Source organism: Pseudomonas kairouanensis (assembly GCF_004682055.1).
Taxonomy (GTDB): domain Bacteria; phylum Pseudomonadota; class Gammaproteobacteria; order Pseudomonadales; family Pseudomonadaceae; genus Aquipseudomonas; species Aquipseudomonas kairouanensis.
The window spans coordinates 34,288-58,404 of sequence record NZ_QUZU01000015.1 but is presented as its reverse complement, the minus strand read 5'-3'; the positions used below and the strand labels follow the sequence as shown (position 1 = coordinate 58,404).

Genomic DNA, 24,117 nt, shown 5'->3' with positions numbered 1-24,117 from the left:
TCTACTTGCGCACTTTGATGGAGAACAACCCTTGCGGGCGCAGCATCAGGATCAGAATCACCGAGGACAAGGTGAGCACCTTGGCCATCGAGCCACTGAGGAAAAACTCCGACAGCGATTGGGTCTGGGCAATCACGAACGCCGAGGCAATGGTGCCGAACAGGCTTTGCGCGCCGCCGAACACCACCACCAGGAAGGTATCGACGATGTATTGCGAGCCCGCCGTGGGCCCGGTAGAACCGATGGTGGTGAACGCTGCACCGGCCACCCCGGCCACGCCGCAGCCGAGGGCGAAGGTCATGCGGTCGACCTTGCGCGTGTTGATACCCACCGCGCGGCTCATCAAACGGTTTTGCACCGTGGCACGTACCTGCAGACCCCAGCGCGAGCGGTAGAGCATCAGGAAGATCGCGGCGGTGAGCAGCAGGGTCAGGCCCATCATGAACAGGCCATTGCGCGGGATCTCGATGGCGTCGGTGAAGTTCACCGAGCCCATCAGCCAGGCCGGCGGTTCGGCGCTGACTTCGCGGGCGCCGAATACCGAGCGGAAGGTTTGCTGCATCACCAACGACAGGCCCCAGGTGGCCAGTAAGGTGTCCAGCGGGCGCTTGTACAAGCGGCTGATCATCGCCCATTCCACCAGCCAGCCAATGGCACCGGCCACCAGGAACGACAGGGCGATGGCGAAGAAGAAGTAATAGGGTTGGAAGCTCGGCGCAAAGTGCGCCGTGAGGCTGGAGCACACGTAGGTGGTGTAGGCGCCGATGGTGAGGAACTCACCGTGGGCCATGTTGATCACGCCCATCTGGCCAAAGATGATCGCCAGCCCCAATGCCATCAGCAACAGCACGCAGAACACGGACAAGCCGTTGAACCCCTGCATTGCCGCGATGGCTCCAAATTCCGATAGCCATTCCATGATGATGGTCTCCTGAGCGGGAGGTGGTAGTTGAAATGCAGTTTGCTTTTGCTCTATGTGGGAGGGGGCTTGCTCCCGATGGCGGTGGGTCAGTAATAGACCAGGTGACTGACACTCCCTCATCGGGAGCAAGTCGAATCGTCGCACCGCCCCTCCCACATTTGAATCTCATTTAGTCAGGGAGGTTATTGGTAGCCCTTAGGAAACGGATTCGGCTCGATCAGATCCGACTCATAAATCACCTTGAACTGACCGTTTGGCTGCACTTCGCCAATGCGCGATTTACTCCACAAGTGGTGATTCTCGTGAATCTTCACGTAGCCTTCCGGCGCGGTTTTGAGCTCGATGCCAGGGGATGCGGCCACGACTTTATCCACGTCAAAACTGCCGGCCTTCTCCACCGCTGCCTTCCACAGCCATGGGCCGAGGTACGCCGCCTGGGTCACATCGCCGATCACAGCGTCCTTGCCATACTTGGCCTTGAACGCTTCGACGAAAGCCTTGTTGTTGGGGTTGTCCAGGCTCTGGAAGTACTTCATCGAGGCGTAGAAACCGGCCATGTTTTCGCCGCCGATGCCCAGCAGTTCGTCTTCGGTCACGGAGAGCGTCAGCAGGGTTTGCTTGGCCGAGTTCACACCGGCTGCGTTGAGCTGTTTGTAGAAGGCCACGTTGGAGCCGCCCACCACCGCTGCAAACACCACGTCAGGCTTTTTCAGCTTGACCTTGTTGATCAGCGAGCCGAACTGGGTGTTGCCCAACGGGTAGTAGTCTTCGCCAACCACGGTGCCGTGCAGCACGTTTTCGATGTGCTTGCGCGCGATCTTCATCGAGGTGCGCGGCCAGATGTAGTCCGAACCCACCAGGTAGAAGGTCTTGGCGCCTTTGGTCTTGGCGATCCAGTCGAGGCTGGCGAGGATCTGCTGGGTGGCTTCCTGGCCGGTGTAGATCACGTTTTTCGACTGTTCCAGGCCTTCATAGAAGGTGGGGTAATAGAGCAGGCCGTTTTCTTTTTCGAAGATCGGCAGCACGGCTTTGCGCGAGGCCGAGGTCCAGCAGCCGAACACGGCGGCCACCTTGTCGTTGACCAGCAACTTCTTGGCTTTTTCGGCGAAGGTCGGCCAGTCGGAGGCGCCGTCTTCCTGGATGACCTTGATCTGCCGTCCCAGGATCCCGCCCGACGCGTTGATCTGTTCGATAGCCAGGCGTTCGGCCTGGATCGAGCCGGTCTCGGAAATCGCCATGGTGCCGGTGGCCGAGTGCAACTGGCCGACGGTGACTTCGGTGGGGGTCACGGCCAGGCCTTCGTTATCGGCCAACACGCCCTGGCTGAACAGAGCGGCGGCCAGCAATGACAAGGCCAACAGCGGTTTGGAGCGGATCAATCTGGGTGCCATGGGGCGACTCCTCTGCAATGAGGGGTCCAGCATGGCGGCATGGGGCCAGCGCGGGTATACGCAGCCTGACGTAACGGCGTACGTCATTTGACGTATGCCGCTGCGCACCCTTTCAGGGCAGGATCGCGCTCCCCCAGGCACTGGAGATCCCCTGTGGGAGCGGGCTTGCTCGCGAATGCGGTGGATCAGCTTGCACATGCATTGACTGACCCACCGCATTCGCGAGCAAGCCCGTTCCCACATTTAGATTTCAGTGCCTGTAAGGGCATGGAACTCCCACATTTAGATTTCAGTGCCTGTAAGGGCATGGAACTTGCTCACCAACCTCGCCCTCTTCCGGAGTTTCCCACCGTGCACCCTCCTCCCGGCACCCAGCGCATCGTCAAGATCCGTCGCGACTACAACACCTGGGTCGCCGACGAAACCATGGAAGACTACGCCCTGCGCTACACCCCCAAGTCCTTTCGCAAATGGTCGGAGCTGCGCATTGCCAATACGGCCCTGGGCGCGGTGTCGTTCCTGGCGCTGGAGGCCATCGGCGGGGTATTGGCCCTGAGCTACGGCTTTACCAATACCTTTTGGGCGATCCTCGCCATCAGCCTGGTGATCTTCCTCACGGGCCTGCCCATCAGCTATTACGCGGCGCGCTACGGCGTGGACATGGACCTGCTGACCCGTGGCGCCGGTTTCGGCTATATCGGCTCCACCATCACCTCGCTGATCTACGCCAGCTTCACCTTCCTGTTCTTTGCCCTGGAAGCGGCGATCATGGCCCTGGCCCTGGAGTTGTATTTCCATATCCCGCTGGCCTTCGCCTATGTGATCTGCTCGTTGTTGGTGATTCCCCTGGTGGCCTACGGCGTGACCCTGATCAGCCGCCTGCAATTGTGGACGCAGCCGGTGTGGCTGCTGTTGCTGATGCTGCCCTACGGCTTTGTGTGGTGGAAAAACCCCGACGCCTTCAGCGACTGGACCAGCTTTGTAGGGCGCAGCGGCGATGGCGGCGGGTTCAACCTGTTGGCGTTCTGCGCCGCCTGCACCGTGGCGCTGTCGCTGGTGACGCAGATCGGCGAGCAGGTGGACTACCTGCGCTTTCTGCCGGAAAAAACCGCCGCCAACCGCAAGCGCTGGTGGGCCGCCCTGCTCTGCGCCGGCCCCGGCTGGATCATCCCCGGCGCGTTGAAGATGTTTGCCGGGGCGTTCCTGGCGTTTCTGGCCCTGCAGCATGAAATCCCCATTGAACGGGCGGCCGAGCCGACCCAGATGTACCTCGTGGCCTTCGGCTACGTATTCAGTTCGCCGGAATGGGCCCTCGGCGCCATGGTGCTGTTCGTGTTCATTTCGCAAATGAAGATCAACCTGACCAACGCCTACGCCGGCTCCCTGGCCTGGTCGAACTTCTTCGCCCGCGTCACCCATAGCCACCCTGGCCGCGTGGTGTGGCTGGTGTTCAACGTGGCCATTGCGCTGATGTTGATGGAGTTGGGTGTGTTCGATGTGATCGACCAGGTGCTGGGGCTCTACGCCAATATCGCGATTGCCTGGATCGGCACCCTGGTGGCTGACCTGGTGATCAACAAGCCCCTGGGCCTGTCGCCCAAGCACATCGAGTTCAAGCGCGCGCACCTCTACGACATCAACCCGGTGGGCGTCGGCTCGATGCTGATCGCGTCCTTGCTTTCGATCCTGGCCCATTTCGGCCTGTTCGGCGCCCTGGCCCAGGCGGCACCGCCCTTCGTCGCCCTGGGTACCGCCCTGCTGATGGCGCCGCTGCTGGCCTGGTTGACCAAGGGCAAGTACTACATTGCCCGCACCAGCGATGCACAGTTGATTCACCCGGTGGCACCTGCCACCCACGCCGTTTGCGGGCTGTGCAGCAACCCGTTCGAGACGGCAGACATGGCGTTCTGCCCGGCCTACAGCACACCGATCTGTTCGCTGTGTTGCTCGCTGGATGCGCGCTGCGGTGATCGCTGCAAACCCCATGGGCGACTGGTCAGCCAGTTCGAAGGCGTGCTGCGCTGGTTGCTGCCCAACACGATGATGCCGCGCCTGCATACCCGCCTGGCTCACTACCTCGGCTTGCTGCTGACATTGGTGCTGCTGCTGGCCGGCGCCCTGGCGTTGATCTACGTGCAGGCGGCCCAGGGCTTGCCCCATTCGGAAACCCTGTACCAGGCGTTTTTCAAAGCCTTCCTGACCTTGTCCGTGTTGGCTGCCGTGCTCGCCTGGTGGGTGGTGCTGACCCGCGAAAGCCGTGGCGTGGCCCAAGAGGAATCCGACCGCCAGACCCTGCTGCTGATGCAGGAAATCGATGCCCATAGCCTGACCGACCAAGCGCTGCAACAGGCCAAGGAGGCCTCGGAAGCGGCGAATGCCGCCAAAAGCCGCTATGTCACCGGCCTGTCCCATGAGCTGCGCACGCCGCTTAACAGCATTCTGGGCTTCACCCAGATTCTGCAGCGCGACAGCGCCATGCCCGAACAGCATCAAGACGCGCTGGCGACCATATTGCGCAGCGGCTCGCACCTGGTGTCGCTGATCGACGGGCTGCTGGATGTGGCCAAGATCGAGGCCGGCAAGCTGCGCCTGGAACTCACCGAGATCCCCTTCCCCGAACTGCTCCACGACCTGGAACAGATGTTCACGCCCCAGGCCCAGGACAAGGGGCTGCGCTTTCGCCTGGACTGCGTGGGCAAGATCCCGGCGGTGGTGCGTGGCGACGAAAAACGTGTGCGCCAGATCCTCATCAACCTGCTGGGCAATGCGGTGAATTTCACCGACAGCGGCGAGGTGCGCCTGCGGGTCAGCTATATGCGCGAGACCGCCAACTTCGAGATTATCGACACAGGCATCGGCATTGATCCTGGGCAACTGGAGCGGATTTTCCAGCCGTTTGAACGGGGCGACCTGATGCGCCAGGACAACGGCGTAGGCCTGGGCCTGACCATCACGCGCATGCTCACCGCATTGATGGGCGGCGAGTTGCGCGTCACCAGCGAGCTGGACCAAGGCACCTGCTTCCAGGTGCGGCTGTTCCTCTCCCAAGTACGTGCGCCGCAAGCGGTGGTGCATGTGGAGCACGACATCATCGGCTATCAGGGCGAGCGTCGGCGCATCCTGGTGGTGGACGACCATGTGGACCACCGCAAGGTGCTCAGTGGCATGCTCACCCCCTTGGGTTTCGAAGTGATCCAGGCCAGCAACGGTCAGGAAGCGATCCGCCAGGTGGCGCTGCTGGCGCCGGACCTGATCCTGATGGACCTGTCGATGCCAACGCTGGACGGCTACGAAACCAGTCGCCTGATCCGCCGCAATGCGCTGTCCACCGCGCCGATCATCGTGATCTCCGCCAACGCCTTTACCGACGACCGCGAACGCAGCATTGCCGCTGCCTGCAACGACTACCTGGCCAAGCCGGTACGCACCCCGGAACTGCTCGGCCGCGTGCAACAGCACCTGGGGTTGCAGTGGTTGCGGCGCACCCAAAGCCGTGTGCCGCCAGCAGCGCCCAGCGTGTTGCCCGGCCCCGCAGACCTGGCTGAACTGGCCGAACTCAGCGCCATTGGCTATGTGCGCGGCCTGCACGCCAAACTCGATAGCATCCTTGAGCAGCGCCCGGACACCGCGCCATTTATTGGCAAGGTGCGAGGCCTGCTCAAGGGTTTCCGCCTGGATGAACTCAACCGAACCCTCAAGGAGGCCAAAGATGAATGCACTCACCCACAGCACTGAACCTGGCGTGGTGTTGATCGTGGACGACACGCCGGACAACCTGGCCATGCTCTCCGATGCTTTGGACGACGCCGGCTACATGGTGCTGGTGGCCCTGGACGGCCTCAGCGCGCTGAACCGTGTGCAGCGCCGGCGCCCGGACCTGATCCTGCTGGACGCGATGATGCCTGGCCTGGACGGCTTCGAAACCTGCCGTCGGCTCAAGGCGCAGCCTGCCAGCGCGGATATCCCGGTGGTGTTCATGACCGGGCTGACGGAAACCCGGCATGTGGTGCAGGGGTTTGAGGTGGGCGGCAGTGATTATGTGACCAAGCCGATCCAGACCGACGAGGTGCTGGCACGGGTAGCGGCGCATTTGCGTACCTCGCGCATTTTGCTGTCGGCACGGGAGGCCAGGCTGCCGAGCGTATTGACCTTGGAGGATGAACCGGCGCAGCGGTTGTTGTCGGCGCGGTTTGCGCTGACGGAGCGGGAGGTTGAGGTGTTGCGGTGGGTGGCGTGTGGCAAGACCAATCGGGATATCGGCGATATTTTGGGGTTGAGCCCCAGGACGGTGAACAAGCACTTGGAGCATGTGTATGTGAAGTTGGGCGTGGAGACCCGCACCGCTGCGACATCGGTTGCCCTTGCTGCAATCTGAAGCTGTGTGAGGTTTTTGTGGGAGGGTCTTGCCCCCGATGGCGGCCTGTCAGTTGTCGATGATGTGACTGAACTACCGCTATCGGCGGCAAGCCCCCTCCCACATTGAATGCGGATGGATGTTAGAGCGGCGTACTGGGCAACGCTCGCTTGTGAGCGGTCTTGCTGTAGGCACCCTCCACAATCGCCCTCACCCGCTCACTCACCGGCTCGCCCATCAAATACGCATCGATCTCTTCATAGGTGCACCCATAGGCATGTTCATCCAACTTGCCCGGCACCCGTTCCTCAAGGTCGGCAGTGGGCTGTTTGTGCACCAGAGCGCCCGGTGCATCGAGGGCTGTCGCCAGCAAACGTACCTGGGTCTTGGTCAGGCCGGACAGTGGCGCAAGGTCACAGGCACCATCACCGAACTTAGTGAAAAACCCCATCAGTGCTTCGGCGCCGTGGTCGGTGCCCACCACCAGGCCATTGTGCAGGTTGGCGACAGCGTACTGGGCGATCATCCGTGTGCGCGCCTTGACGTTGCCCTTGATGAAATCGACATGGCCGGCGCTGGCTTCGCTGGCGCTGAGGCTGGCCATCAGGCCGTCAACACTGGCGGCGATATTGAGGGTATCGATCTGGTCCGGGGTGATGAAGTCCAGGGAGGCCTGGGCGTCGATTTCGTCGGCCTGGGTTTTATACGGCAGGCGCATGGCGATAAAGCGCGCGGCGTATCCTTCGCTGCGCAACTGCTCGGCGGCCAGTTGGCATAGCCGACCAGCAGTGAGGGAATCGACACCGCCGCTGATGCCCAGCACCAGGGCCTTGCAGCCTGAGCCACGCAGGGTGGTCTTGATAAAATCAATGCGCCGTTGAATTTCCCCGGCTTCACCGCCCTTGACCAGTTGCCGGTCGATATTCAGTTCCTGTGCGATACGGTCTTGCATGTCACACCTCCACGCTGCCGACGTTGAACACCTGTGCCGCGTACTGCAAAAACGAGGCGTCTTCACAGACATTCTTGATCGGGTCATCAGAGAATTTCACCACCGGCTCACCGTGCACCCGCACCAGTTTCATCACGATGCTCAGCGGCTCCACCCCTTCCACATCACAGGCCAGGCTGGTGCCCATGCCGAAACCGAACTTGGCCTTGCCCCTTACGTGACGCAGGATCGGCAGGCATTTCTCGAAGTTCAGGCCGTCGGAGAACATCAGGTCCTTGGTCATCGGGTCGATGCCCAGTTGCTTATAGCGGGCCAGTACCTTGTCGGCCCAGACGATGGGGTCACCGGAGTCCTGGCGCAGGCCGTCATACAGCTTGGCGAAGTACAGGTCGAAGTCCTTGAGGAAGAAGTCGGTGCTGATGCAGTCGGTCAAGGCAATACCCAGGCGCCCACGATATTCACGCACCCAGTTTTCCAGCGCGGCGTTCTGGCTTTCGCGCAGGCGCCCCAGTTGCTGGTGCACCATCAGCCATTGGTGGGCCATGGTGCCAATCAGCGGCAGGTCGAACTCATAGGCCAGGTGCGCGTTGCTGGTGCCGACGAACTGACCGGGGAAGTCGCGGCGCATGATGTCCACCACTTCGCGCTGGGCCTTGAACGACAAGCGCCGACGGGTAGAAAAGTCGGACACGCGCAGGTCGGCCAGCTCGTCGCGGGTGAGGTTTTTCTCTAGCCAGTCGAACTTCTGGTAGAGCTTACGGGTGACGTCTTCCAGGGTCACATCCGGGTATTTGTCACGGTTGCGCAGCTCGCTCACCAAAGCCAACACCGGCTGTTCGAACATGATGCAGTGCAGCATCGGGCCAATGACGCGGATGTTCAGTTGGCCGTCGATTTCGCTGACGTGTATGTAACGCAGGTTGAAACGGTACAAGCCGAGGAAACGTTCGTAATCCGGCGTGAGGTACTCGCGAAAACGCGGGTTGAACAAGAAGCGCAGCTCGCCTTCGCGCATCTGCAGGCTGGACATCTTTTCAAGCTCGGCGCGCAGTTCAGGGATCAGGTGGCCGAGCTTCTCCTTGGAGCGCACGATGAAGTTGTATTCCACTTCAACGTTGGGGTACTGGTGCAACACGGCCTGCATCATGGTGAAGGTGTAGTAGTCGGTATCGAGCAACCCCTGGATCACCGGGGCATCAAAGTCGTAGGCACTTTCCATGGTGTGTCTCCTTAGTGCGCGGCCATCGTGGCCAGTTCTTCGCGGGTGCTGCTGATGACGGCACCGGCCTTGAGCAAATCGTTGACGGCCTGGACACCGCCCTCCTCGGTAATGCCTCGGCAGGCGGGCAAGTGCAGCACCACCTCGAAGCCGGCCTTGAGCAGTTGCAATGCGGTGGTCTTGACGCAGTAGTCCAGGGCCAGGCCGCCGACGAGCACGCGGACAACCCCTTGGGCTTTCAAATACTCGATGACGCCGGTGGACAGCTTGTCGTGAAGGTCGTGGAAGCAAGCGCCGTAGGGGTGCAGGTCGGGTTCGACGCCTTTCCAGATGAAGTAATGGTAGTCATAGGGCGTGGGCAACTCGTCCAGCAGGGTGAAGCCCTCGGTACCCGGTACGCAGTGGCTGACCCAGGTCACATCGGCATGGGCCAGGCCGGTGGGCTTGAGCATGTCGCTGTGCTGCGACACCACCCACGGCGCGTGGGGTGTGTGGGCGTCCTTGCTGCCCACGCGATAGCCGGCAAGGCTGGCCATGAAGTTGAGCTCGGCGCCGATCTGGTCGCCGCCGGCCACTGGCAATTCATTGGGGCACAGTGGCGTGAAGCTCTTCTGGGCATCGACGTCGAAGGAAGCAATGGCTGTTTTCGCGAGGGTCATGGCGGTTCTCCTGTGGCCTGGAAACAAAAGTACACGTCATGTACTTTCATTGCAAGAAACATTTGGATATCGATGTTGGCCGCAGTACATGACATATCTGTTCGATCCGTTAGACTGTGCCCCGCCACTGTTCAAAAGGAACCCTCCATGCCGCTTAGCGCCTACCTGCATACCGTTGACCTGTGCGTGCTGTTCTACTGCCGCGCCTCCGGGGAACTCAAACTGCTGCTGAACAAGCGCGACGCCGAGCCGTTCGCCGGGCATTGGGCGCTGCCGGGCGTGGTGGTCAACGGCGGCGTGCAGGACCTGAGCCTCAAGGATGCCGTGGAGCGGTTGCGGGCGAGTGACAAGGTGGGCTTCGACCTGGCCTGGAGCGAACAGGTGGGCACGGTGGGGGATGCGTTTCGCGACCCGCGCTGTTGGTCGTCGTCCACCTACTACCTGGCGATTGTCGCGGACGAGGTGCAGCTGGCCGAGCATCAGGCCTGGTTCGCATTGGACGCCGTGGCCGATGGCAGCATCAAGCTGCCGTTCGACCACAACCTGATCGTCGCGGCGGTGCAGGAACGCTTGTTGTCCAAGTCGCTGTACAGCAGCTTGCCGTTGATGTTCCTGGGCAGAGAATTCAGTGCACCGGAAGCGACCACTATCTTTTCGCAAGTGCTGGCGCGGCCGGTGCTGAAAACCAGCATTCGCCAGCGTTTGTTAAAGCTCACTGAGGCCGGGTATTTGCGTGAGACCGGGCGCAAGAAGAATGGTGAAGGGGGTAGACCGCAGGCGACGGTGGAGAACCTGAAGCCTGGAGAGGTCTACTTTTTTGATCGTAGTTTTGCGGACTAGCTACCACTGCGAGAACCACAAAGATCAAAGGTGGAAGCTCCTTTGTCTGGACGGGTCCTAATTCATCCAGTTCCCACCATCAACGTTATAGGTCTGGGCCACCACATAATCGGCGTCCCTGGAGGCTAGAAACACCGCCATTCCGGTCAAATCCTGCGCCGTCCCCATTCGCCCAAACGGCACCTCCTGCCCTACTCGCCGCTTCTTCTCCCCCGGTGCCAGCCCTTCGTGCTTGGCAAACAATGCGTCCACGCCGTCCCAATGCTCGCCATCCACCACACCCGGGGCGATGGCGTTGACGTTGATGCCCTGCTTGATCAGGTTCAGCCCCGCCGATTGCGTCAGGCTGATCACCGCGGCCTTGGTCGCGCAATACACCGCTACCAGCGGTTCGCCACGGCGCCCGGCCTGGCTGGCCATGTTGATGATTTTGCCGCCGTGGCCCTGGCGGATCATTTGCCGTGCGGCGGCCTGCAGGGTGAACAGCGTACCGGCGACGTTGATCGAGAACAGCCGATCAAAACTGTCTCGGGTGATATCGACGATGGGGGCCAAATCGAACAGCGCCGCATTGTTGATCAATATGTCCAGCTTGCCAGCCTCGGCCACTACAGCGGCAATTGCGTCATCGATGGACGCTTGGTCAGTGACATCCATCGCCACCGCGTAAGCCTGTGGCCCCAGTTCAGCTGCCGTTGCCTGCGCCCGTTGCAGGTTGATATCGGCAATGGCAACGGTGGCGCCCTCGTCGATATAGGCCTGGGCAAAGGCGCGACCAATCCCCCGCGCCGATCCGGTGATCAGCGCGCTTTTACCTTCAAGTCGTTTCATGGCGAGGTCCTGTAAAAATCACTTCGGGTAACCGGCGCGTTTCATCTCGCGCTCGGTGGTGGACTGGGCTTGCAGCAGGGCCTGGTCAACGGTCATGCCGCCTGTCAGCGCGGCAGAGAACAGCTTGCCCACCGAGGTGCCGATGGCCTGGAACTCGGGGATGGTCACGTATTGGATGCCCACGTACGGCACCGGTTTGGCCGAAGGGTGTGCGGGGTCGGCGTGTTTCATCATTTCCAAAGTCACCTGGGCGAACGGCGCGGCCTTCAAGTAGGCGTCGTTGTAGGTGGATTGGCGAGTGCCCGGCGGTACGTTGGTGATGCCTTCCTTGTCGGCCACCAGTTGGATGTAGTCCTTGGAGGTGGCCCAGGCGATAAAGGCCTTGGCGGCATCCTTGTGCTTGGACGTTGCCGGGATGGCCAGGGACCAGGCGTACAGCCACGATGAGCCTTTATCGGTGACTTCGGTCGGCGCGGCCGCGAAACCCACGCTGTCGGCGACCTTGCTTTGGCTCTTGTCGGTGGTGAAGGAGCCGGCGACGCTGGCATCGACCCAGATCGCGCACTTGCCGCTGTTGAACAGGGCCAGGGTTTCGTTGAAACCGTTGCTGGAAACGCCTGGCGGGCCGTATTGCTTGAGGGTGTTGACGTAGAAATTGGCGGCCGCGGTCCACTCGGGGCTGGTCAGCTCCGGCTTCCATTGCTCGTCGAACCAACGTGCACCAAAGGCGTTGGCCATGGTGCTCAACAGGGCGATGTTTTCACCCCAGCCGGCCTTGCCGCGCAGGCACAGGCCATATTGGTCCTTGTCCTTGGCGGTGAGCTTGGCCGCGAACTCGCCGAGTTGGCTCCAGGTTGGATGCGCGGGCATGCTCAGGCCAGCCTGCTTGAACAGGTCGGTGCGGTAGTAGGTGACCGTGCTTTCGCCGTAGAACGGCAAGGCATACAGGGTGTTGTTCACCGACAGGCCCTGGCGTACGGAGGGGAAGATATCGTCGGCATCATAGTCGGCCGGCAGTTGGGTCAGCGGTTCCAGCCAATGCTTGGCGCCCCATAGCGGAGTTTCATAGGTGCCGATGGTCAGCACGTCGAACTGGCCGCCCTGGGTGGCGATATCGGTGGTCAGTCGCTGGCGCAGTACATTTTCTTCAAGCACCACCCAGTTGAGCTTGATATCCGGGTGCTGCGCTTCGAACACCTTGGACAGGCGCTGCATACGGATCATGTCGCTGTTGTTGACCGTGGCGATGGTGACGGTATCGGCAGCCTGGCTGGGCAAGGCCAGCGCCAGGCTGGAAAGCAGGAACAACGCTTGCGATAGCTTTGACATAGCGGTTTCTACCTGTTGTTTTTGTTGTAGAGCACCGATTACAGCAGCTTGTCCAGCCCCTCACAAACCCGCAGCGGATGCTCGACTGGTACTTTTTTAACCTTGAGGCCGAAGTTAAAAAAGTATCAGTACCCGACCACACCGGGGGTAGCGCCCACCCGACAGAGGCGCGTATTTTGAAGCGATTCCAAGAACGATAAGAACGCCCACCATGCCTGCCAGCCGCGCCCAACTGTTCGAGCACCGCCCCGCCGAGCTTGAAGTGATCCTGCCCGAGCCGGACCATTGCTTCCGTTGGTTCGAGCACGACTACCCCTACGACCTGGCGCGCTGGAACCACCACCCCGAATTCGAAATCCATCTGATCCGCCAAGGCAGCGGCAAGTTGGTGGCGGGTGACTACATTGGTGCGTTCAGCGCCGGGCATGTCGCGCTGATCGGGCCGGACCTGCCCCACGACTGGATCGGCGAACTGGCCCCCGGCGAGCACCTGCACGGGCGCGACGTGGTGCTGCAATTCGACGGCGCCGCCCTCCTCGCCCTGCGCAAGGCCCTGCCGGAACTGGGGGATTTACAGCCATTGTTTGACCAGGCGCGGCGCGGCCTGGAGTTCGGCGGCGATACTGCCATACAGGCCGCACGCCTGATGGAAGGCATCGGCCACGCCAACGGCCTGCAACGGCTGATCCTGTTCCTGCAGCTGCTCGACTGCCTGAAAAACGCCCCGCCGCACCAGACAAAAACCCTCGCCAGCCCCTGCTACGCCCCCACCTTGGACGTGCGCAGCGCCGAACGGATCAACAAGGCCTTTGACTACCTGATGCGCGAACTCACCGGTGACGTGCGCCTTTCAGAGATCGCTCAACAATTGGAGATGAGCGAGCCTGGGTTCTCACGTTTCTTCAAGCGCAACACCGGCCATGGTTTTATCGACCTGATGCGCAAGTTCCGGGTGCAGCGTGCCTGCCGGCTGTTGCTGCAAAGCCAGATGTCGGTAGCGGACATCTGCTTTGAAGTGGGTTACGCCAACCTGTCCAACTTCAACCGGCACTTTCGCATCGAGATGCAACAGACGCCGAGTGAATACCGACGCGGCGAAGACCCTCGGCATCGGTAACACTACAACAGCGCTCAAGGCACGAAGATGATCTTGTCCGCACTACCGCTGTTCACCGCCTCATAGCTCTGCAAACCCTGCGCCAGCGCCACTTCCAGCAGGCCGGTGGGCAGCGGCAACAAGCCCTCATCGAAGAACCGCCCAAACTGCTCTAGCATGACCGCGCATTGCTCACAGTTGTAGAGCAAGGAATTGATCCCCACCACCGACCCGCCCTTACGGTACAGCGCCAACGCCGGCAGTTGCACATGGCCGTCCACCGGCGCGGCGATGATGGCAATGCGGCCGAACGGCGCAAGCCCTGCGACCGCGGCCGGCAACCAGAACCCAGTGGTGTCGAAGATCACATCGGCACCGCCCTTGAACACCCCGTTTACCTGCGCACCCAGTTCGTCTGGCTTGCCCAGGGCAATCGCTTCAAAACCCTGTGCCTGCAATGCCGTGACCTGTTCAGGCCGACGCACCGCCGCCAGTACCTGTGCACCACGGATTTTCGCCAGGGCCAGGGCCGCACTGCCCACCGCGCCATTGGCCCCAATCACCAGCAAGCGCGTGCCATGGGTCACGCCGCTGCGCTCCAGGGCATCCCAGGCCGTGGTGTACGGCACGCCCAGGCTGGCGGCCTGGGCGAAACTCAGGTGGGTGGGTTTATGCGCGACGCCTTTGGCTGAAACGGTCACGTATTCGGCATGGGAACCGTCGGCAAAAAAACCCAGGTCGCGGCCCGTGCCCCACACTTGCTGGCCGAGCAGATGCTGTGGGCCTTGAACAACAACGCCAGCGAAATCACGGCCGGGAATACGCGGCAGTGTGGTGTAGGGGAAGCGCCCGAGGACGTTTTTCACATCGCTAGGGTTGAGGCCAGCGGCTTTGATCTGTACCAACACCTCGCCGGCTGCCGGCACCGGGGTAGCCACCTCGACGAAGCTCAAGGCATTAAGATCGCCAGTGGCGGAAAATTGCAGTGCTTTCATGGCCAATATCCATCGAAGGGAAAAGAGATCAGGACAACCAACCGCTTACCAACTCGCGGCCCATGGGCCAGAGCTTTTCACCCAGCAGCATGCCCATCAGGCCCACTAGGGCGATGGCGGGCGGTGCGGGTGAGCGGAAGTCCAAGACGCCGTAGATCACGCCGACTAACAGGCCGATGGCGAGGGAGATCAGGTAGTTCATGACAGCAGCGCCTTGTGGGTTGATGGGCTCAGTGTAGAGAGCCCAATCCTGAAGCGTCGGCCAAGTGCTTCAGGCTATCGGCCAAACCCTTACCCTCGATAAAGGGACGGCGCCACACCCAGCTCGCGGCGAAACATGTCGCTGAAACTGCTGGGCGAATAGCCCAGTGAACGGGCGATAGCGTTGACCGGCTCGCCCTGTATCAACTCAGCGACCGCCGTGGCCAGCTGTACCTGGCGACGCCACTCGGCGAACCCCATGCCCAAGTGGTTCTGGAACAGCCGCGCCAACGTGCGCACGCTGGCACCGGCCGCTTCGGCGTGATGTTCAAAAGGGATATCCAGGGAAGGCGCCGCCATGACGGCCTGGCAGGCGGTGATCAACCGGCGGTCGGCATCCACCGGCATGGCGATGCGGATCGGCGAGCGCCGCGCACGCTGCAACTCCAGCAGCGCCAGGCCGACCAAGGCGTCGTAGTAGGCCACGTCACCGTTGTCGCCCTCATTCACCAGCGTGACGATCAGCTCGCGCAGCAGGCCACCGACCTCGATCACCTGCACCTGGCTGTCCAGCGTCGCCGCCAGGCCCGGGCGCAGGTAGATATTGCGCATCTGCAGGTCCGATACCACGCGAATCCCGTGTTCCACACCGGGCGGCAGCCATACAGCGCGCTGCGGAGGTACCACCAGGGCTTCGCGAGGAGTCTCGACCCACATCACCCCGCTCATGGCGTAGAGCAACTGGCCCCAGTCGTGGCTATGGGGCTCGATGTACAAACCACGCGGGTAGGTGCGGGCCAAGGGCTGCACGGGGACGGCGTGGTCACTGAGGTCGGGGGGTGCAGCGAGGGCCATGGAAGTGGGCATCGATCAAAGGTAGGCCATCATGGTAATAACCTCTCGACCACTGGAACAACACAAATCCAAATGTGGTTAATCGACCTGCCGGGTATTGCTGCGATACATGAACACCAACGCCAGCGCCAACAACAGCATCGCCACGATGCGGCTGCCGGACAGCTCGATGGCGGGGTTGCCCAACCAGCCGAAGTTGTCGATCAGCATGCCCATGCCCAGTTGCCCGACAATCACCGCCACGGTCGCCACCGCAGTACCGACAACAGGCACCGCGCCGACCATCACCATCATGTACACCACGCCGAACAAGGCACCGGTAAGCTGCCATTTCGGTACATCCAGCAGGCTGACGGCCTGGGCCGGCTCAAAGAAGAAAATCAACAACGCCGTGGTCAACGCCCCCACCGCGAAGGTGAGCAGGCTGCTGCGCAACACACCGACGCTCTGGCCCAGGCGCCCATTGATCGCCGCCTGCACACTCAACACCGCGCCGGCGGCAATCACCAGCACCAACAACAGAATCAGATTCATCGCCTTACCCTCGTGCAATCAGAACAAGTGCCGCCACAATCAACGCCAGCGCTATCCAGCGCTCTTTGTTGACCCGCTTGCGTGCCGTGCCGAACCAACCGAAGTGGTCAATCAGCACACTTTTGCCCACTTGCCCGGACAGGATCGCAATCATGGTCATGGCAATGCCGATATGGGGTGTGGCCAGGGTCAGCACCACCACGTACATCGGCCCCAGAAAACCACCGATCAACTGCCAGCGCGGCAGGTCGGTCAAAGCCGGACCCTTTTGCGGGCCGCTGAACAACAGCAGCAAATACAAGATCGCCGAGCCCACCCCAAAGATGCTCAAGGTCGCCCACAAGTGCCCCACCTGCACGCCCAACGGCCCGAGCAAGCCGGCCTCCACCGACAACCCCATGCCCGCCAGGATCACCAGGGGCAGTAACAGCAACCGCAGCAGATTTTTTTTCGGCGTGGCCTGCGCCACACCCTCGATAGAACTCGCCTGCATACATCACCTGCATTTCAGAAAAGGAAACATGGCGCGCATTATCCGGTGGCCGTGCTGTGCGATAAATGGGAGCATGCTGACAACACCTTTGCGCAACACGCACAGCCTGGAGCCACTATGCAGGGTTTGAATGAATTGAGTTTCAAGGCGCTGCGCCTGTTCGTGGCGGTGCTGGACTTCGGCAGTTTTTCGGAGGTGGCGCGTCGCGAAGGCTTGGCGCCTTCCTCCATTTCCCGGCAAATCCAATTGATGGAACAGGCCCTCGGGCAACAGTTGTTGTACCGCCATACCCGTGCAGTCAGCCCCACCGAAGCCGGACGCCTGCTGGGGCAGCACGCGCGGCTGATGCTCGAACAACTGGAAGCGGCCGGCCAGGCCCTGCAGGAACAGGAAAGCGAACCCAGCGGCCTGGTGCGCATCAATGCCCCCATGGTGTTCGGCCAACGCCACCTTTCCCCTTGGTTGGGCGAGTTGTGCCGCCGCTACCCCAAGCTGCAATTGGATATCCAGCAAACCGACACCTACGTCGACCCGTTGCAAGACGGCACTGACCTGCTGTTTCGCATCGGCGTGCTCAATGACTCCGGCATGCAGGCGCGCATCTTCGCGCCCCAGCGCTTTCGCATTGCGGCCAGCCCGGCCTATCTGGCCCAGCACGGCACACCTGCACACCCCGACGAACTGATCCATCACCAGTGCCTGGCCTACAAAGGCATCACCGGCCAGCAACGCTGGTTCTTCCGCCGCGACGCTGGGGATTGGACGCCCTACAGCGTCAAGGGCCCCATCACTGGCAACCACGCCGACACCCTCACCCACGCCGCCGAGCAAGGCCTGGGGCTGGTGGTGTTTCCATCCTGGCTGATTGGCGAAGCCTTGCGGGCAGGCACATTGCAGGCGGTGCTGACCGAGTACGAAGTGGCCACTACCCTGGAACCCCAGCAGATAGCAGCGCTATGGCCGGGAAGCCGGCGGCTGTCGCTGAAGGTGCGGACGGTGATTGATTATTTTGTGGAGTGCTTTGGGGGGGTGCCATATTGGGATCGGTGATACAGGGCGGGATTTGAGGAAATTTCTGACCTGCGAGAGTAGGCTCACTCTGATTTTACGAGCCACTATTTTTAGGCCGTAAGCGCTAGGGCAGACTTTGGCGAAATCCTTTCGGAGAGTTGCCATGGGCTTCATGTACCCCACAAAATCCCGTGCTGAACGAGCCGCCTCAGCCAGTTGTCACGCGGTCTGTGACAGCTCACCGGCCTTTGGCTATATTTGGCCGAAACATGGGGAGCTTCCTATGACTATCGTGCCCTTGGGTGAAGCCAGGAATAATCTGTCAAAACTGGTGGATGAAGCGGCGTCCGGCAAAATCATCACCCTCTCAAAGCATGGCCGTGCAATAGCGCAGCTTGTACCTTTGGAAAGACCCAAAAAATCACGCATTGGCGCCATGAAAGGCATGTTCATCGTACCCGATGACTTTGATGCGCCGCTACCGGACGCCCTGCTGGACGCCTTCGAAGGCACCTCTTCATGAGGGTGTTGCTCGATACTCATATTTTGCTGTGGGCGCTGACTGACGACCCCAAGCTTTCCAGCAACGCTCATACGCTTATTGAAGATGCGGCAGAAATATACGTCAGCGCTGCGACATTCTGGGAAATGGCCATTAAGGTCGGCCTGGGCAAGCTCAATATCGATCTGAAAAAAGCGCGTGAGTCATGCCTGCAAAGCGGGATCGTCGAGCTGCCTATCACCACGGAACACGCCGTCGCGGTTAAGGATCTTGAACGTCACCACAAGGACCCGTTCGATCGACTCATCGTCGCCGTAGCCCTGAACGAGCCGATGCGCTTGGTCACCGCCGATCCGCAGGTTGCGCAATACACACCCCTGGCGATTCTCGTGTAGGACCGTGACTCACCGACTCAAAATACCCACTGCCCGATCAACCAAGCATTCGCCCCACTGATCACCGCAAACAGAAACCACGCCAGCACCTTGGTCGGCAACCGGTTCACAAACGGCCCCATCAACTGTTTATCACCGCTCATGCGGATCAACGGGTACAGCGCGAAAGGCAACTGCAAACTGAGCACCACCTGGCTGAGAATCAGCAGCTTGCCGATGGCCTCGTCGCCCATTAGCCACACCCCGAGAAACGCCGGGATCAGCGCCAGCCCGCGAGTGATCAGGCGGCGTTGCCAGCAGGGAATACGCAGGTTGAGGTAGCCCTCCATGATCACTTGCCCGGCGATGGTACCGGTGAAGGTGGAGCTTTGGCCGGACGCCAGCAGCGCAACACCGAAGAGGATGCTGGCAAATGCGCCACCCACCAAGGGGTCGAGCAAGTGGTAAGCGTCCTGGATCTCGACCACGTCGGAATGCCCGGTGTTATGGAACGCCGCAGCAGCCAGCACCAGGATCGCCGCGTTAACCAGCAACGCCAGGGCCAGGGAGCCGATGGTGTCGATACGCGCCAGCTTCACCGCGTCCTGTTTGCTGGCCAAATCCTTGCCGACCAGGCGGGTTTGCACGATGGACGTGTGCAGGTAGAGGTTATGGGGCATCACCGTGGCGCCCAGGATGCCAATGGCCAGGTACAACGGCGCGGCATCGCTGATGGCCGACAGTGAGGGGGTAAAGCCGCTGAACACATCCGGCCAGTAGGGTTTGATCAACACGAGTTCAACAAAGAAACACACGCCGATGGTCGCCACCAGCGCCAGCATGATCGCTTCCAGGCGCCGGAAGCCGCGGTTTTGCAGGGCCAGGATCAACAGCGTGTCGAAGGCAGTAATGACAATACCGGTGGTGAGCGACACACCCAACAATAGATGAAACGCCAAGGCGCAACCGAGCACTTCGGCCAGGTCGGTAGCAATGATGGAGATTTCCGCCAGCAGCCATTGGGTACGAGCCGAGCGCTTGCTGTAGCGCTCGCGGCACAGTTGCGCCAGGTCCTTGCCAGTGGCAATGCCCAGTCGCGAACACAGGCATTGCACCGCCATCCCGGCCAGGCTGGCCAGCAGCACCACAAACAACAGGCTGTAGCCATAGCGCGAGCCGGCCTCGATGGCCGTGGCCCAGTTGCCCGGGTCCATGTAGCCGATGGAGATCAACAGGCCGGGGCCTGCAAACATCAATACGCGCTTGAAGAACGAAGCCTTGGGGTCAACGGCGACGGAGCCGGCCACTTCCGGCGGGCAAAACGGGGCGGTAGCGATTTTAGGCAAGCTGAATTTCACGCGGTATCCCAGGCAAACACACTCGATAGGCCCGCAGCTTAGCAGTCTGACGCGACCGTGCGCATTACTGTGTCCCGAGGCAGGTCGAAGGCTTCCACCACTTGCACCACCAGGTCCATCTCCTGGTTCAGCGCCTCGCGCTCCATGCGCTGGCGAATCACACCGATCACCAGTACCGCCAGTGTGGTGATTGAATAAGCAGGGCCGGAAAACGCCCGCACTCCCGTCACCAACAGCATCGCCGCCGCCAACGCCTGGCCCACCACCGGAATCGCCGTGGCCGCACCCCGACGCACAATAAACCCGGTAAATCCCGCCAGCGCCGTACTGCTCAACGCAGTGGTGGCCGAACGGCCCATATCGAATCGGCTGAACAGCCCCTGCTCTTTTAGCGCGGCGGCCTTGAGTTCAGCGTCGAACACCAACCGGTCAGCGTGGCTCAGTTTGTCCTTGTACTGCTCGATGAGTTTTTCCGCGACTTGGGCTTCCAGGTCCGCCAGCGGAACGCTGTCCAGGGGGTCATCAAACTTGATCCCGAGCCGCCGCCCCACATCTTCGGCGATCTGGCGATAGCTCACGCCATGCCCACGGGCCAGGTTCATAAAGCTGTCGCCGCCCATGCGTTGCAACTCGATCGCCAGCTTGAGCGGCTCACGCACGTCGGCATCGATAGAAGCACTGCGCTTTTGCGCCATCAACTCAGCGAGGAACTTCAATTCCTCCGGCCGCGCCTGAACCAGGGCGGGGAACAGTTCCACGTCTTCTTCGGCAAAACGCACTTCGGTGCTGCGCTGGTCGGCGCGAATCATGCCGCGCCGCTCATGCAACAAGTCGGTGTACTGCACCACTGTCTGCAACTGCGGCCAATAGGCGGCGTGATCGAAGGTGGCCAGATGCACATTGGTGACCTTGGCCTTGAGCGCCGGGGTCACCGGGATGGCATAACGGCCGATGCAGCGCTCGGTGTCCGGTTTCATGGCCAGGGCCCAGTCCTTGCTGGAGTGGCAGTTGATCACCCGCCCCTTGAGCGGCGCCGAAACCTGATCCCATGGGCTGGACGTGCAGATCGCCCCGCCCATCAGCAGCAGGTTATCCAAGGGCAGCTCGCGGGCGACTTCGGGGCTGGCCAGCAGGCTCTTGACCAGGATCCGCGCGCCCAGGGAATGGCCGATCAAATTGATACGCCGTACCGCCAGGGACTCGCCGTGCAGGTAATTGGCCAACTCCGGCAGCAAGCTCCTGGCCACTTCATCTACTCGCGCCTCGACGCTTTTATAGTGGTCGAGAAAATAGGCCAGCGCTTTGCCAACCCCCACCGTCGCCGCCCCCAGACCGCCGCCGCCGAGCATGGCGCCGATCACATCCTTGAACGGTGCAAACAGGTTTTCCAGGAAGTGCCCGGCCGGCCAGAACAACATCAGGTTGGTCGAGCCCTCGATACACGCCAACTGTTCCTTGAAGCTACCCAGTTGTTGCCGGTTAAAGAAGGCCGAATAACCGTGAACATAGAGATTGAGCACGTCCCCCTGGGGCTCGCCACACAGTACAAACGTGGGTTTACGGGTGCGGTGCATTTCATCCCACTGGTGTTGCATGGGGCGGTGACTCCTGGCGATGAAGGACGGCGATAGTAACAAAGCGCGACCGGGAGCGAGATGAATCCTGACCGACGTGAGCGGTGCTCAGAACAACGAGGCCGCCTTGGATTTGGCCAGATAGCGTGCCGGAGAATCCCCCAGGTTGCGCCGGAACACCGAGGTAAACGCACTGGAACTGCTGAAACCCAGTGCCAACGCCACCTCAGTGATAGACGTGCCATGACCGAGTCGCGCCGTAGCTTCCAGCAGGCACACCTGCTGGCGCCAGGCCACGAACGTCATGCCGGTGTGCTCGAAAAACTGTCGGGTAAAGGTGCGTCGGCTCATGCTCGACCAATCCGCCATCGTATCGATCGAGAGGGTTTGCGTGGGCGCATCCAGGAAGCGCTGGCATGCCTGGGCAAGGCGCGGTTCGGTGGGCAGCGGCGCACTCAAAGGCACCTCAGGCATGGCCCCGATTTCATCGATCAGCAACGTCAGCACGCAACGCTGGCGCACACTGGGCAACGTGGCTGGGTCGATGGCCAGTGCTGCTTCCAGCAGGTGCCGGAGCAGCGGTGACACCTCGAATACCTGGCAATGCGCCTGCAGCCCGGCGCACTGAGCGGCAGCATCGTCAAGGTAGGTGTTGAGCATGACCACATCACCACGCATATGCATTTCGTGAGGGACGCCAGCAGGCACCCAAATCGCGCGCTGCGGCGGCACCACCCAATTGCCGAGGTCGGTGAACATTTTCAAGGCGCCGGTGGAGGCATAGGCAAACTGGCCGCGCGCATGGGTGTGCCGCGCAAACACAGTGCCGGACGCGTATTCGCGCAGCGTCACCAGCGCACCGGGGTCATCAGGTGTAAAAGTCGGAATCATGGCCCGATATTGTCAAACTATGACCTGGCATAGCAAGCGGGCCACCGCATTGGTGATTAACCTGAACGCCTTCAAACACGCCTGCGGGCTCAAGGGATTGCCCATGCTGAAAAAACACCTGGCACTTGCCGTACTCGTCACTCTGGTCTGGGGGCTCAACTTTCCGATTACCAAACTGGGTCTGCGCGGCATCGACCCCTTTGTACTCACCGGTATCCGCTTTACGCTCGCGGCGTTACCCCTGGTGTTCTTCATCAAGCGCCCCGCCGTTCCGTTCGGCTATGTGGCCGCCTACGGCGTGATTTTCGGCCTGGGTATGTGGGGCGTGATCAACTATGGCATCCAGGTGGGGGTCAGCCCAGGAATCGCGTCATTGATCATCCAGCTCAGCGTGTTTTTCACTCTGGGTTGGGGCGTAGTGTTGTTCAACGAAACCCTGCGTGACGCGCAATTGGTCGGCGCAGGGCTGGCCTTGATCGGCTTGTCGGGCATCATCGTCAACCAGGACGGCAGCCACGCCGTGCTGGGCGTCATGCTGATCGTGTTCAGTGCGCTGGCCTGGAGCGTGGGCAACGTCATCATCAAAAAATCGGGCGTGAAGGAGATCTTCTCGTTCATGGTGTGGGCAAGCCTGTTCCCGCCGATCCCGCTGTTGCTGATGGCGTGGTGCATGCACGGCAGCACCGCCTTCGAGAACCTTCCCGCCAGCCTCAATGCGACCGTCATCGGGTCGATCCTGTTCCAGGTGTACCTGGCCACGCACTTTGCCTATTGGGGTTGGAACTCATTGCTCAAGGCCTATCCAGTGTCGACCGTGGCGCCGCTGTCACTCCTGATCCCCGTGTTTGGACTTGCCAGTTCGGTGCTGATCATCGGCGAGCAGGTTTCGACGCCGGACCTGATCTCGATGGCGATCATCCTAACGGGGTTGGGCGTAGGGTTGTATCGCCGGCCAGCGCTGGGCTGGGCGTTTTTCAGCAAGAGAAATTATCAATCTTCACCTGGCCGTCAGGAAACGTTGCGATGATCTCCAACTCGCCGCCCATGGCACGGATGTAGTCGCGCAGCGTACTGATGTACATATCGGTACGGCGCTCCATCTTGGAGACCGCCGCCTGATTGATATTCAATGCCTTGGCCAGGCTTTGCTGGCTTAACTGCTGGGCTTTGCGCAGCTCATGGAGGGGCATTTCCTGAAGATGTTGCTGGAACAACTGGTTGGCTTCGGCACGGGCTTGCGGCGTCATCTGCGCCTGAAGTTCAGCGAATTTCTTAGCCATGGTTGCGGCCCTCTTTACGCAATGTTTCCAAATGCACGTCGTATAACTTTTCTGCAATGGGGACGTGTTCTTCATACCATCGATGGCGTCCGGTCTTATCCCCGCCGATCAGCAATAACGCGCATCGGCGTGGATCAAATGCATACAACACCCGGAATGGCCGGCCTGCGTGCTGGACGCGCAGCTCCCTCAAGTTGCGATGCCGGGAGCCTTTGATATCGCTGCTATGAGGGAAGCCCAAGCCTGGCCCGAACAGCCCAAGTAGATCAACGCTGGCGGAGACCGAAATCTGTTCCTTTGTTCCGAGTTCATCCCACCAGCTTGCGAATTCATCCGTGTATTCAATTTCCCAGCCCATGAAAATATGCCACCCAAGGAATATAAACTCAAGAACTTAAAACGCAGGAGAAAGCGGCTAGGCTTGCACCCGCCTCCCCTGGGAAATTGTTAGTACGT

Annotated in this window: 25 protein-coding genes; 8 read left to right on the top strand and 17 right to left on the bottom strand. The window is 60.9% G+C overall.

Going from position 1 to position 24,117, the window contains the following annotated elements:
- Position 1: 1 nt before the first annotated feature.
- A complete protein-coding gene (urtB, locus tag DYL59_RS14245; protein ID WP_060755338.1) occupies positions 2-919 on the bottom strand; it encodes an urea ABC transporter permease subunit UrtB in 918 nt (305 codons plus the stop codon).
- A gap of 185 nt (positions 920-1,104) precedes the next feature.
- Complete coding sequence (gene urtA, locus DYL59_RS14240) at positions 1,105-2,313, bottom strand: urea ABC transporter substrate-binding protein (protein WP_135289766.1); 1,209 nt, start codon at positions 2,311-2,313, stop codon at positions 1,105-1,107.
- 351 nt (positions 2,314-2,664) lie between these two features.
- Here urtA and DYL59_RS14235 point away from each other — a divergent pair, with 351 nt between their 5' ends.
- Both DYL59_RS14235 and DYL59_RS14230 read left to right on the top strand, forming a co-directional pair.
- Complete coding sequence (locus DYL59_RS14235; protein ID WP_135289765.1) at positions 2,665-6,048, top strand: ATP-binding protein; 3,384 nt, start codon at positions 2,665-2,667, stop codon at positions 6,046-6,048.
- On the top strand, positions 6,023-6,688 hold the full coding sequence (locus tag DYL59_RS14230) for a response regulator (protein WP_135289764.1): 666 nt from the start codon (positions 6,023-6,025) through the stop codon (positions 6,686-6,688). The genes DYL59_RS14235 and DYL59_RS14230 overlap by 26 nt, the downstream gene beginning before the upstream one ends.
- 121 nt (positions 6,689-6,809) lie before the next feature.
- Here the strand turns inward: DYL59_RS14230 and nadE are convergent, their stop codons facing one another.
- Genes nadE through DYL59_RS14215 form a run of 3 tightly spaced genes read right to left on the bottom strand, consistent with a single transcriptional unit; the run spans position 6,810 to position 9,497 of the window.
- A complete protein-coding gene (gene nadE, locus DYL59_RS14225; protein WP_135289763.1) occupies positions 6,810-7,619 on the bottom strand; it encodes an ammonia-dependent NAD(+) synthetase in 810 nt (269 codons plus the stop codon).
- 1 nt (position 7,620) lies between these two features.
- Positions 7,621-8,838, bottom strand: coding sequence for a nicotinate phosphoribosyltransferase (pncB, locus tag DYL59_RS14220; RefSeq protein ID WP_135289762.1), 1,218 nt, complete (start codon positions 8,836-8,838; stop codon positions 7,621-7,623).
- 11 nt (positions 8,839-8,849) lie between these two features.
- Entirely contained in the window at positions 8,850-9,497 is a 648-nt protein-coding gene (locus tag DYL59_RS14215) for a nicotinamidase (RefSeq protein WP_135289761.1), read from the bottom strand.
- A gap of 147 nt (positions 9,498-9,644) precedes the next feature.
- Between DYL59_RS14215 and DYL59_RS14210 the strand changes: the two genes are divergently transcribed.
- Complete coding sequence (locus tag DYL59_RS14210; RefSeq protein WP_135289760.1) at positions 9,645-10,337, top strand: NUDIX hydrolase; 693 nt, start codon at positions 9,645-9,647, stop codon at positions 10,335-10,337.
- Positions 10,338-10,394: 57 nt separating this feature from the next.
- On the opposite strand, the gene DYL59_RS14205 is transcribed toward DYL59_RS14210, so the two are convergent.
- Together DYL59_RS14205 and DYL59_RS14200 are read right to left on the bottom strand one after the other, a co-directional pair.
- On the bottom strand, positions 10,395-11,168 hold the full coding sequence (locus DYL59_RS14205; protein WP_135289759.1) for an L-iditol 2-dehydrogenase: 774 nt from the start codon (positions 11,166-11,168) through the stop codon (positions 10,395-10,397).
- Between the two features lie 18 nt (positions 11,169-11,186).
- A complete protein-coding gene (locus tag DYL59_RS14200) occupies positions 11,187-12,497 on the bottom strand; it encodes an ABC transporter substrate-binding protein (RefSeq protein ID WP_135289758.1) in 1,311 nt (436 codons plus the stop codon).
- Between the two features lie 211 nt (positions 12,498-12,708).
- On the opposite strand from DYL59_RS14200, the gene DYL59_RS14195 reads away from it, so the two are divergent.
- On the top strand, positions 12,709-13,614 hold the full coding sequence (locus DYL59_RS14195; protein WP_135289757.1) for an AraC family transcriptional regulator: 906 nt from the start codon (positions 12,709-12,711) through the stop codon (positions 13,612-13,614).
- A gap of 14 nt (positions 13,615-13,628) precedes the next feature.
- On the opposite strand, the gene DYL59_RS14190 is transcribed toward DYL59_RS14195, so the two are convergent.
- The 5 genes from DYL59_RS14190 to DYL59_RS14170 all read right to left on the bottom strand — a co-directional run bounded on the left by DYL59_RS14190 (position 13,629) and on the right by DYL59_RS14170 (position 16,671).
- Positions 13,629-14,588 (bottom strand): quinone oxidoreductase family protein, encoded by a 960-nt coding sequence (locus DYL59_RS14190; RefSeq protein WP_135289756.1) that lies wholly within the window; start codon positions 14,586-14,588, stop codon positions 13,629-13,631.
- 28 nt (positions 14,589-14,616) lie between these two features.
- Positions 14,617-14,790 (bottom strand): DUF1427 family protein, encoded by a 174-nt coding sequence (locus DYL59_RS14185; RefSeq protein WP_135289755.1) that lies wholly within the window; start codon positions 14,788-14,790, stop codon positions 14,617-14,619.
- A gap of 89 nt (positions 14,791-14,879) precedes the next feature.
- On the bottom strand, positions 14,880-15,644 hold the full coding sequence (locus DYL59_RS14180; RefSeq protein WP_135289754.1) for an AraC family transcriptional regulator: 765 nt from the start codon (positions 15,642-15,644) through the stop codon (positions 14,880-14,882).
- A 78-nt stretch (positions 15,645-15,722) separates the two neighbouring features.
- Positions 15,723-16,178, bottom strand: a complete 456-nt coding sequence (locus DYL59_RS14175; RefSeq protein ID WP_135289753.1) for a DMT family transporter — start codon at positions 16,176-16,178, stop codon at positions 15,723-15,725.
- A gap of 4 nt (positions 16,179-16,182) precedes the next feature.
- Entirely contained in the window at positions 16,183-16,671 is a 489-nt protein-coding gene (locus DYL59_RS14170; protein ID WP_135289752.1) for a DMT family transporter, read from the bottom strand.
- Positions 16,672-16,788: 117 nt separating this feature from the next.
- Between DYL59_RS14170 and DYL59_RS14165 the strand changes: the two genes are divergently transcribed.
- The 3 genes from DYL59_RS14165 (at position 16,789) to DYL59_RS14155 (ending at position 18,579) form a co-directional block, all read left to right on the top strand.
- Positions 16,789-17,721 carry a LysR family transcriptional regulator gene (locus DYL59_RS14165; RefSeq protein WP_135289751.1) on the top strand — a complete coding sequence of 311 codons (933 nt, stop codon included), beginning with the start codon at positions 16,789-16,791 and terminating at the stop codon, positions 17,719-17,721.
- A gap of 244 nt (positions 17,722-17,965) precedes the next feature.
- Complete coding sequence (locus tag DYL59_RS14160; protein WP_135289750.1) at positions 17,966-18,205, top strand: type II toxin-antitoxin system Phd/YefM family antitoxin; 240 nt, start codon at positions 17,966-17,968, stop codon at positions 18,203-18,205.
- Entirely contained in the window at positions 18,202-18,579 is a 378-nt protein-coding gene (locus tag DYL59_RS14155; RefSeq protein WP_135289749.1) for a type II toxin-antitoxin system VapC family toxin, read from the top strand. The genes DYL59_RS14160 and DYL59_RS14155 overlap by 4 nt, the downstream gene beginning before the upstream one ends.
- A gap of 17 nt (positions 18,580-18,596) precedes the next feature.
- Here the strand turns inward: DYL59_RS14155 and DYL59_RS14150 are convergent, their stop codons facing one another.
- From DYL59_RS14150 to DYL59_RS14140, 3 genes are all read right to left on the bottom strand, one after another.
- Complete coding sequence (locus DYL59_RS14150) at positions 18,597-19,916, bottom strand: Nramp family divalent metal transporter (protein ID WP_135289748.1); 1,320 nt, start codon at positions 19,914-19,916, stop codon at positions 18,597-18,599.
- A 38-nt stretch (positions 19,917-19,954) separates the two neighbouring features.
- The gene (locus DYL59_RS14145; protein WP_135289747.1) at positions 19,955-21,511 is read right to left on the bottom strand and encodes a DUF726 domain-containing protein; all 1,557 of its coding nucleotides are present in this window, start codon (positions 21,509-21,511) and stop codon (positions 19,955-19,957) included.
- Between the two features lie 87 nt (positions 21,512-21,598).
- A complete protein-coding gene (locus DYL59_RS14140) occupies positions 21,599-22,381 on the bottom strand; it encodes an AraC family transcriptional regulator (RefSeq protein ID WP_135289746.1) in 783 nt (260 codons plus the stop codon).
- A 103-nt stretch (positions 22,382-22,484) separates the two neighbouring features.
- On the opposite strand from DYL59_RS14140, the gene DYL59_RS14135 reads away from it, so the two are divergent.
- Positions 22,485-23,408 (top strand): EamA family transporter, encoded by a 924-nt coding sequence (locus DYL59_RS14135; RefSeq protein WP_135289745.1) that lies wholly within the window; start codon positions 22,485-22,487, stop codon positions 23,406-23,408.
- Here DYL59_RS14135 and DYL59_RS14130 read toward each other — a convergent pair.
- Together DYL59_RS14130 and DYL59_RS14125 are read right to left on the bottom strand one after the other, a co-directional pair.
- The gene (locus tag DYL59_RS14130; protein WP_135289744.1) at positions 23,356-23,661 is read right to left on the bottom strand and encodes an XRE family transcriptional regulator; all 306 of its coding nucleotides are present in this window, start codon (positions 23,659-23,661) and stop codon (positions 23,356-23,358) included. The two genes, DYL59_RS14135 and DYL59_RS14130, sit on opposite strands and share 53 nt — an antisense overlap.
- Positions 23,654-24,019: a type II toxin-antitoxin system RelE/ParE family toxin gene (locus tag DYL59_RS14125; RefSeq protein WP_135289743.1), complete on the bottom strand. Its 366-nt coding sequence runs from the start codon at positions 24,017-24,019 to the stop codon at positions 23,654-23,656. Before DYL59_RS14125 ends, DYL59_RS14130 begins: the two co-directional genes overlap by 8 nt.
- Between the last annotated feature and the right edge of the window lie 98 nt (positions 24,020-24,117).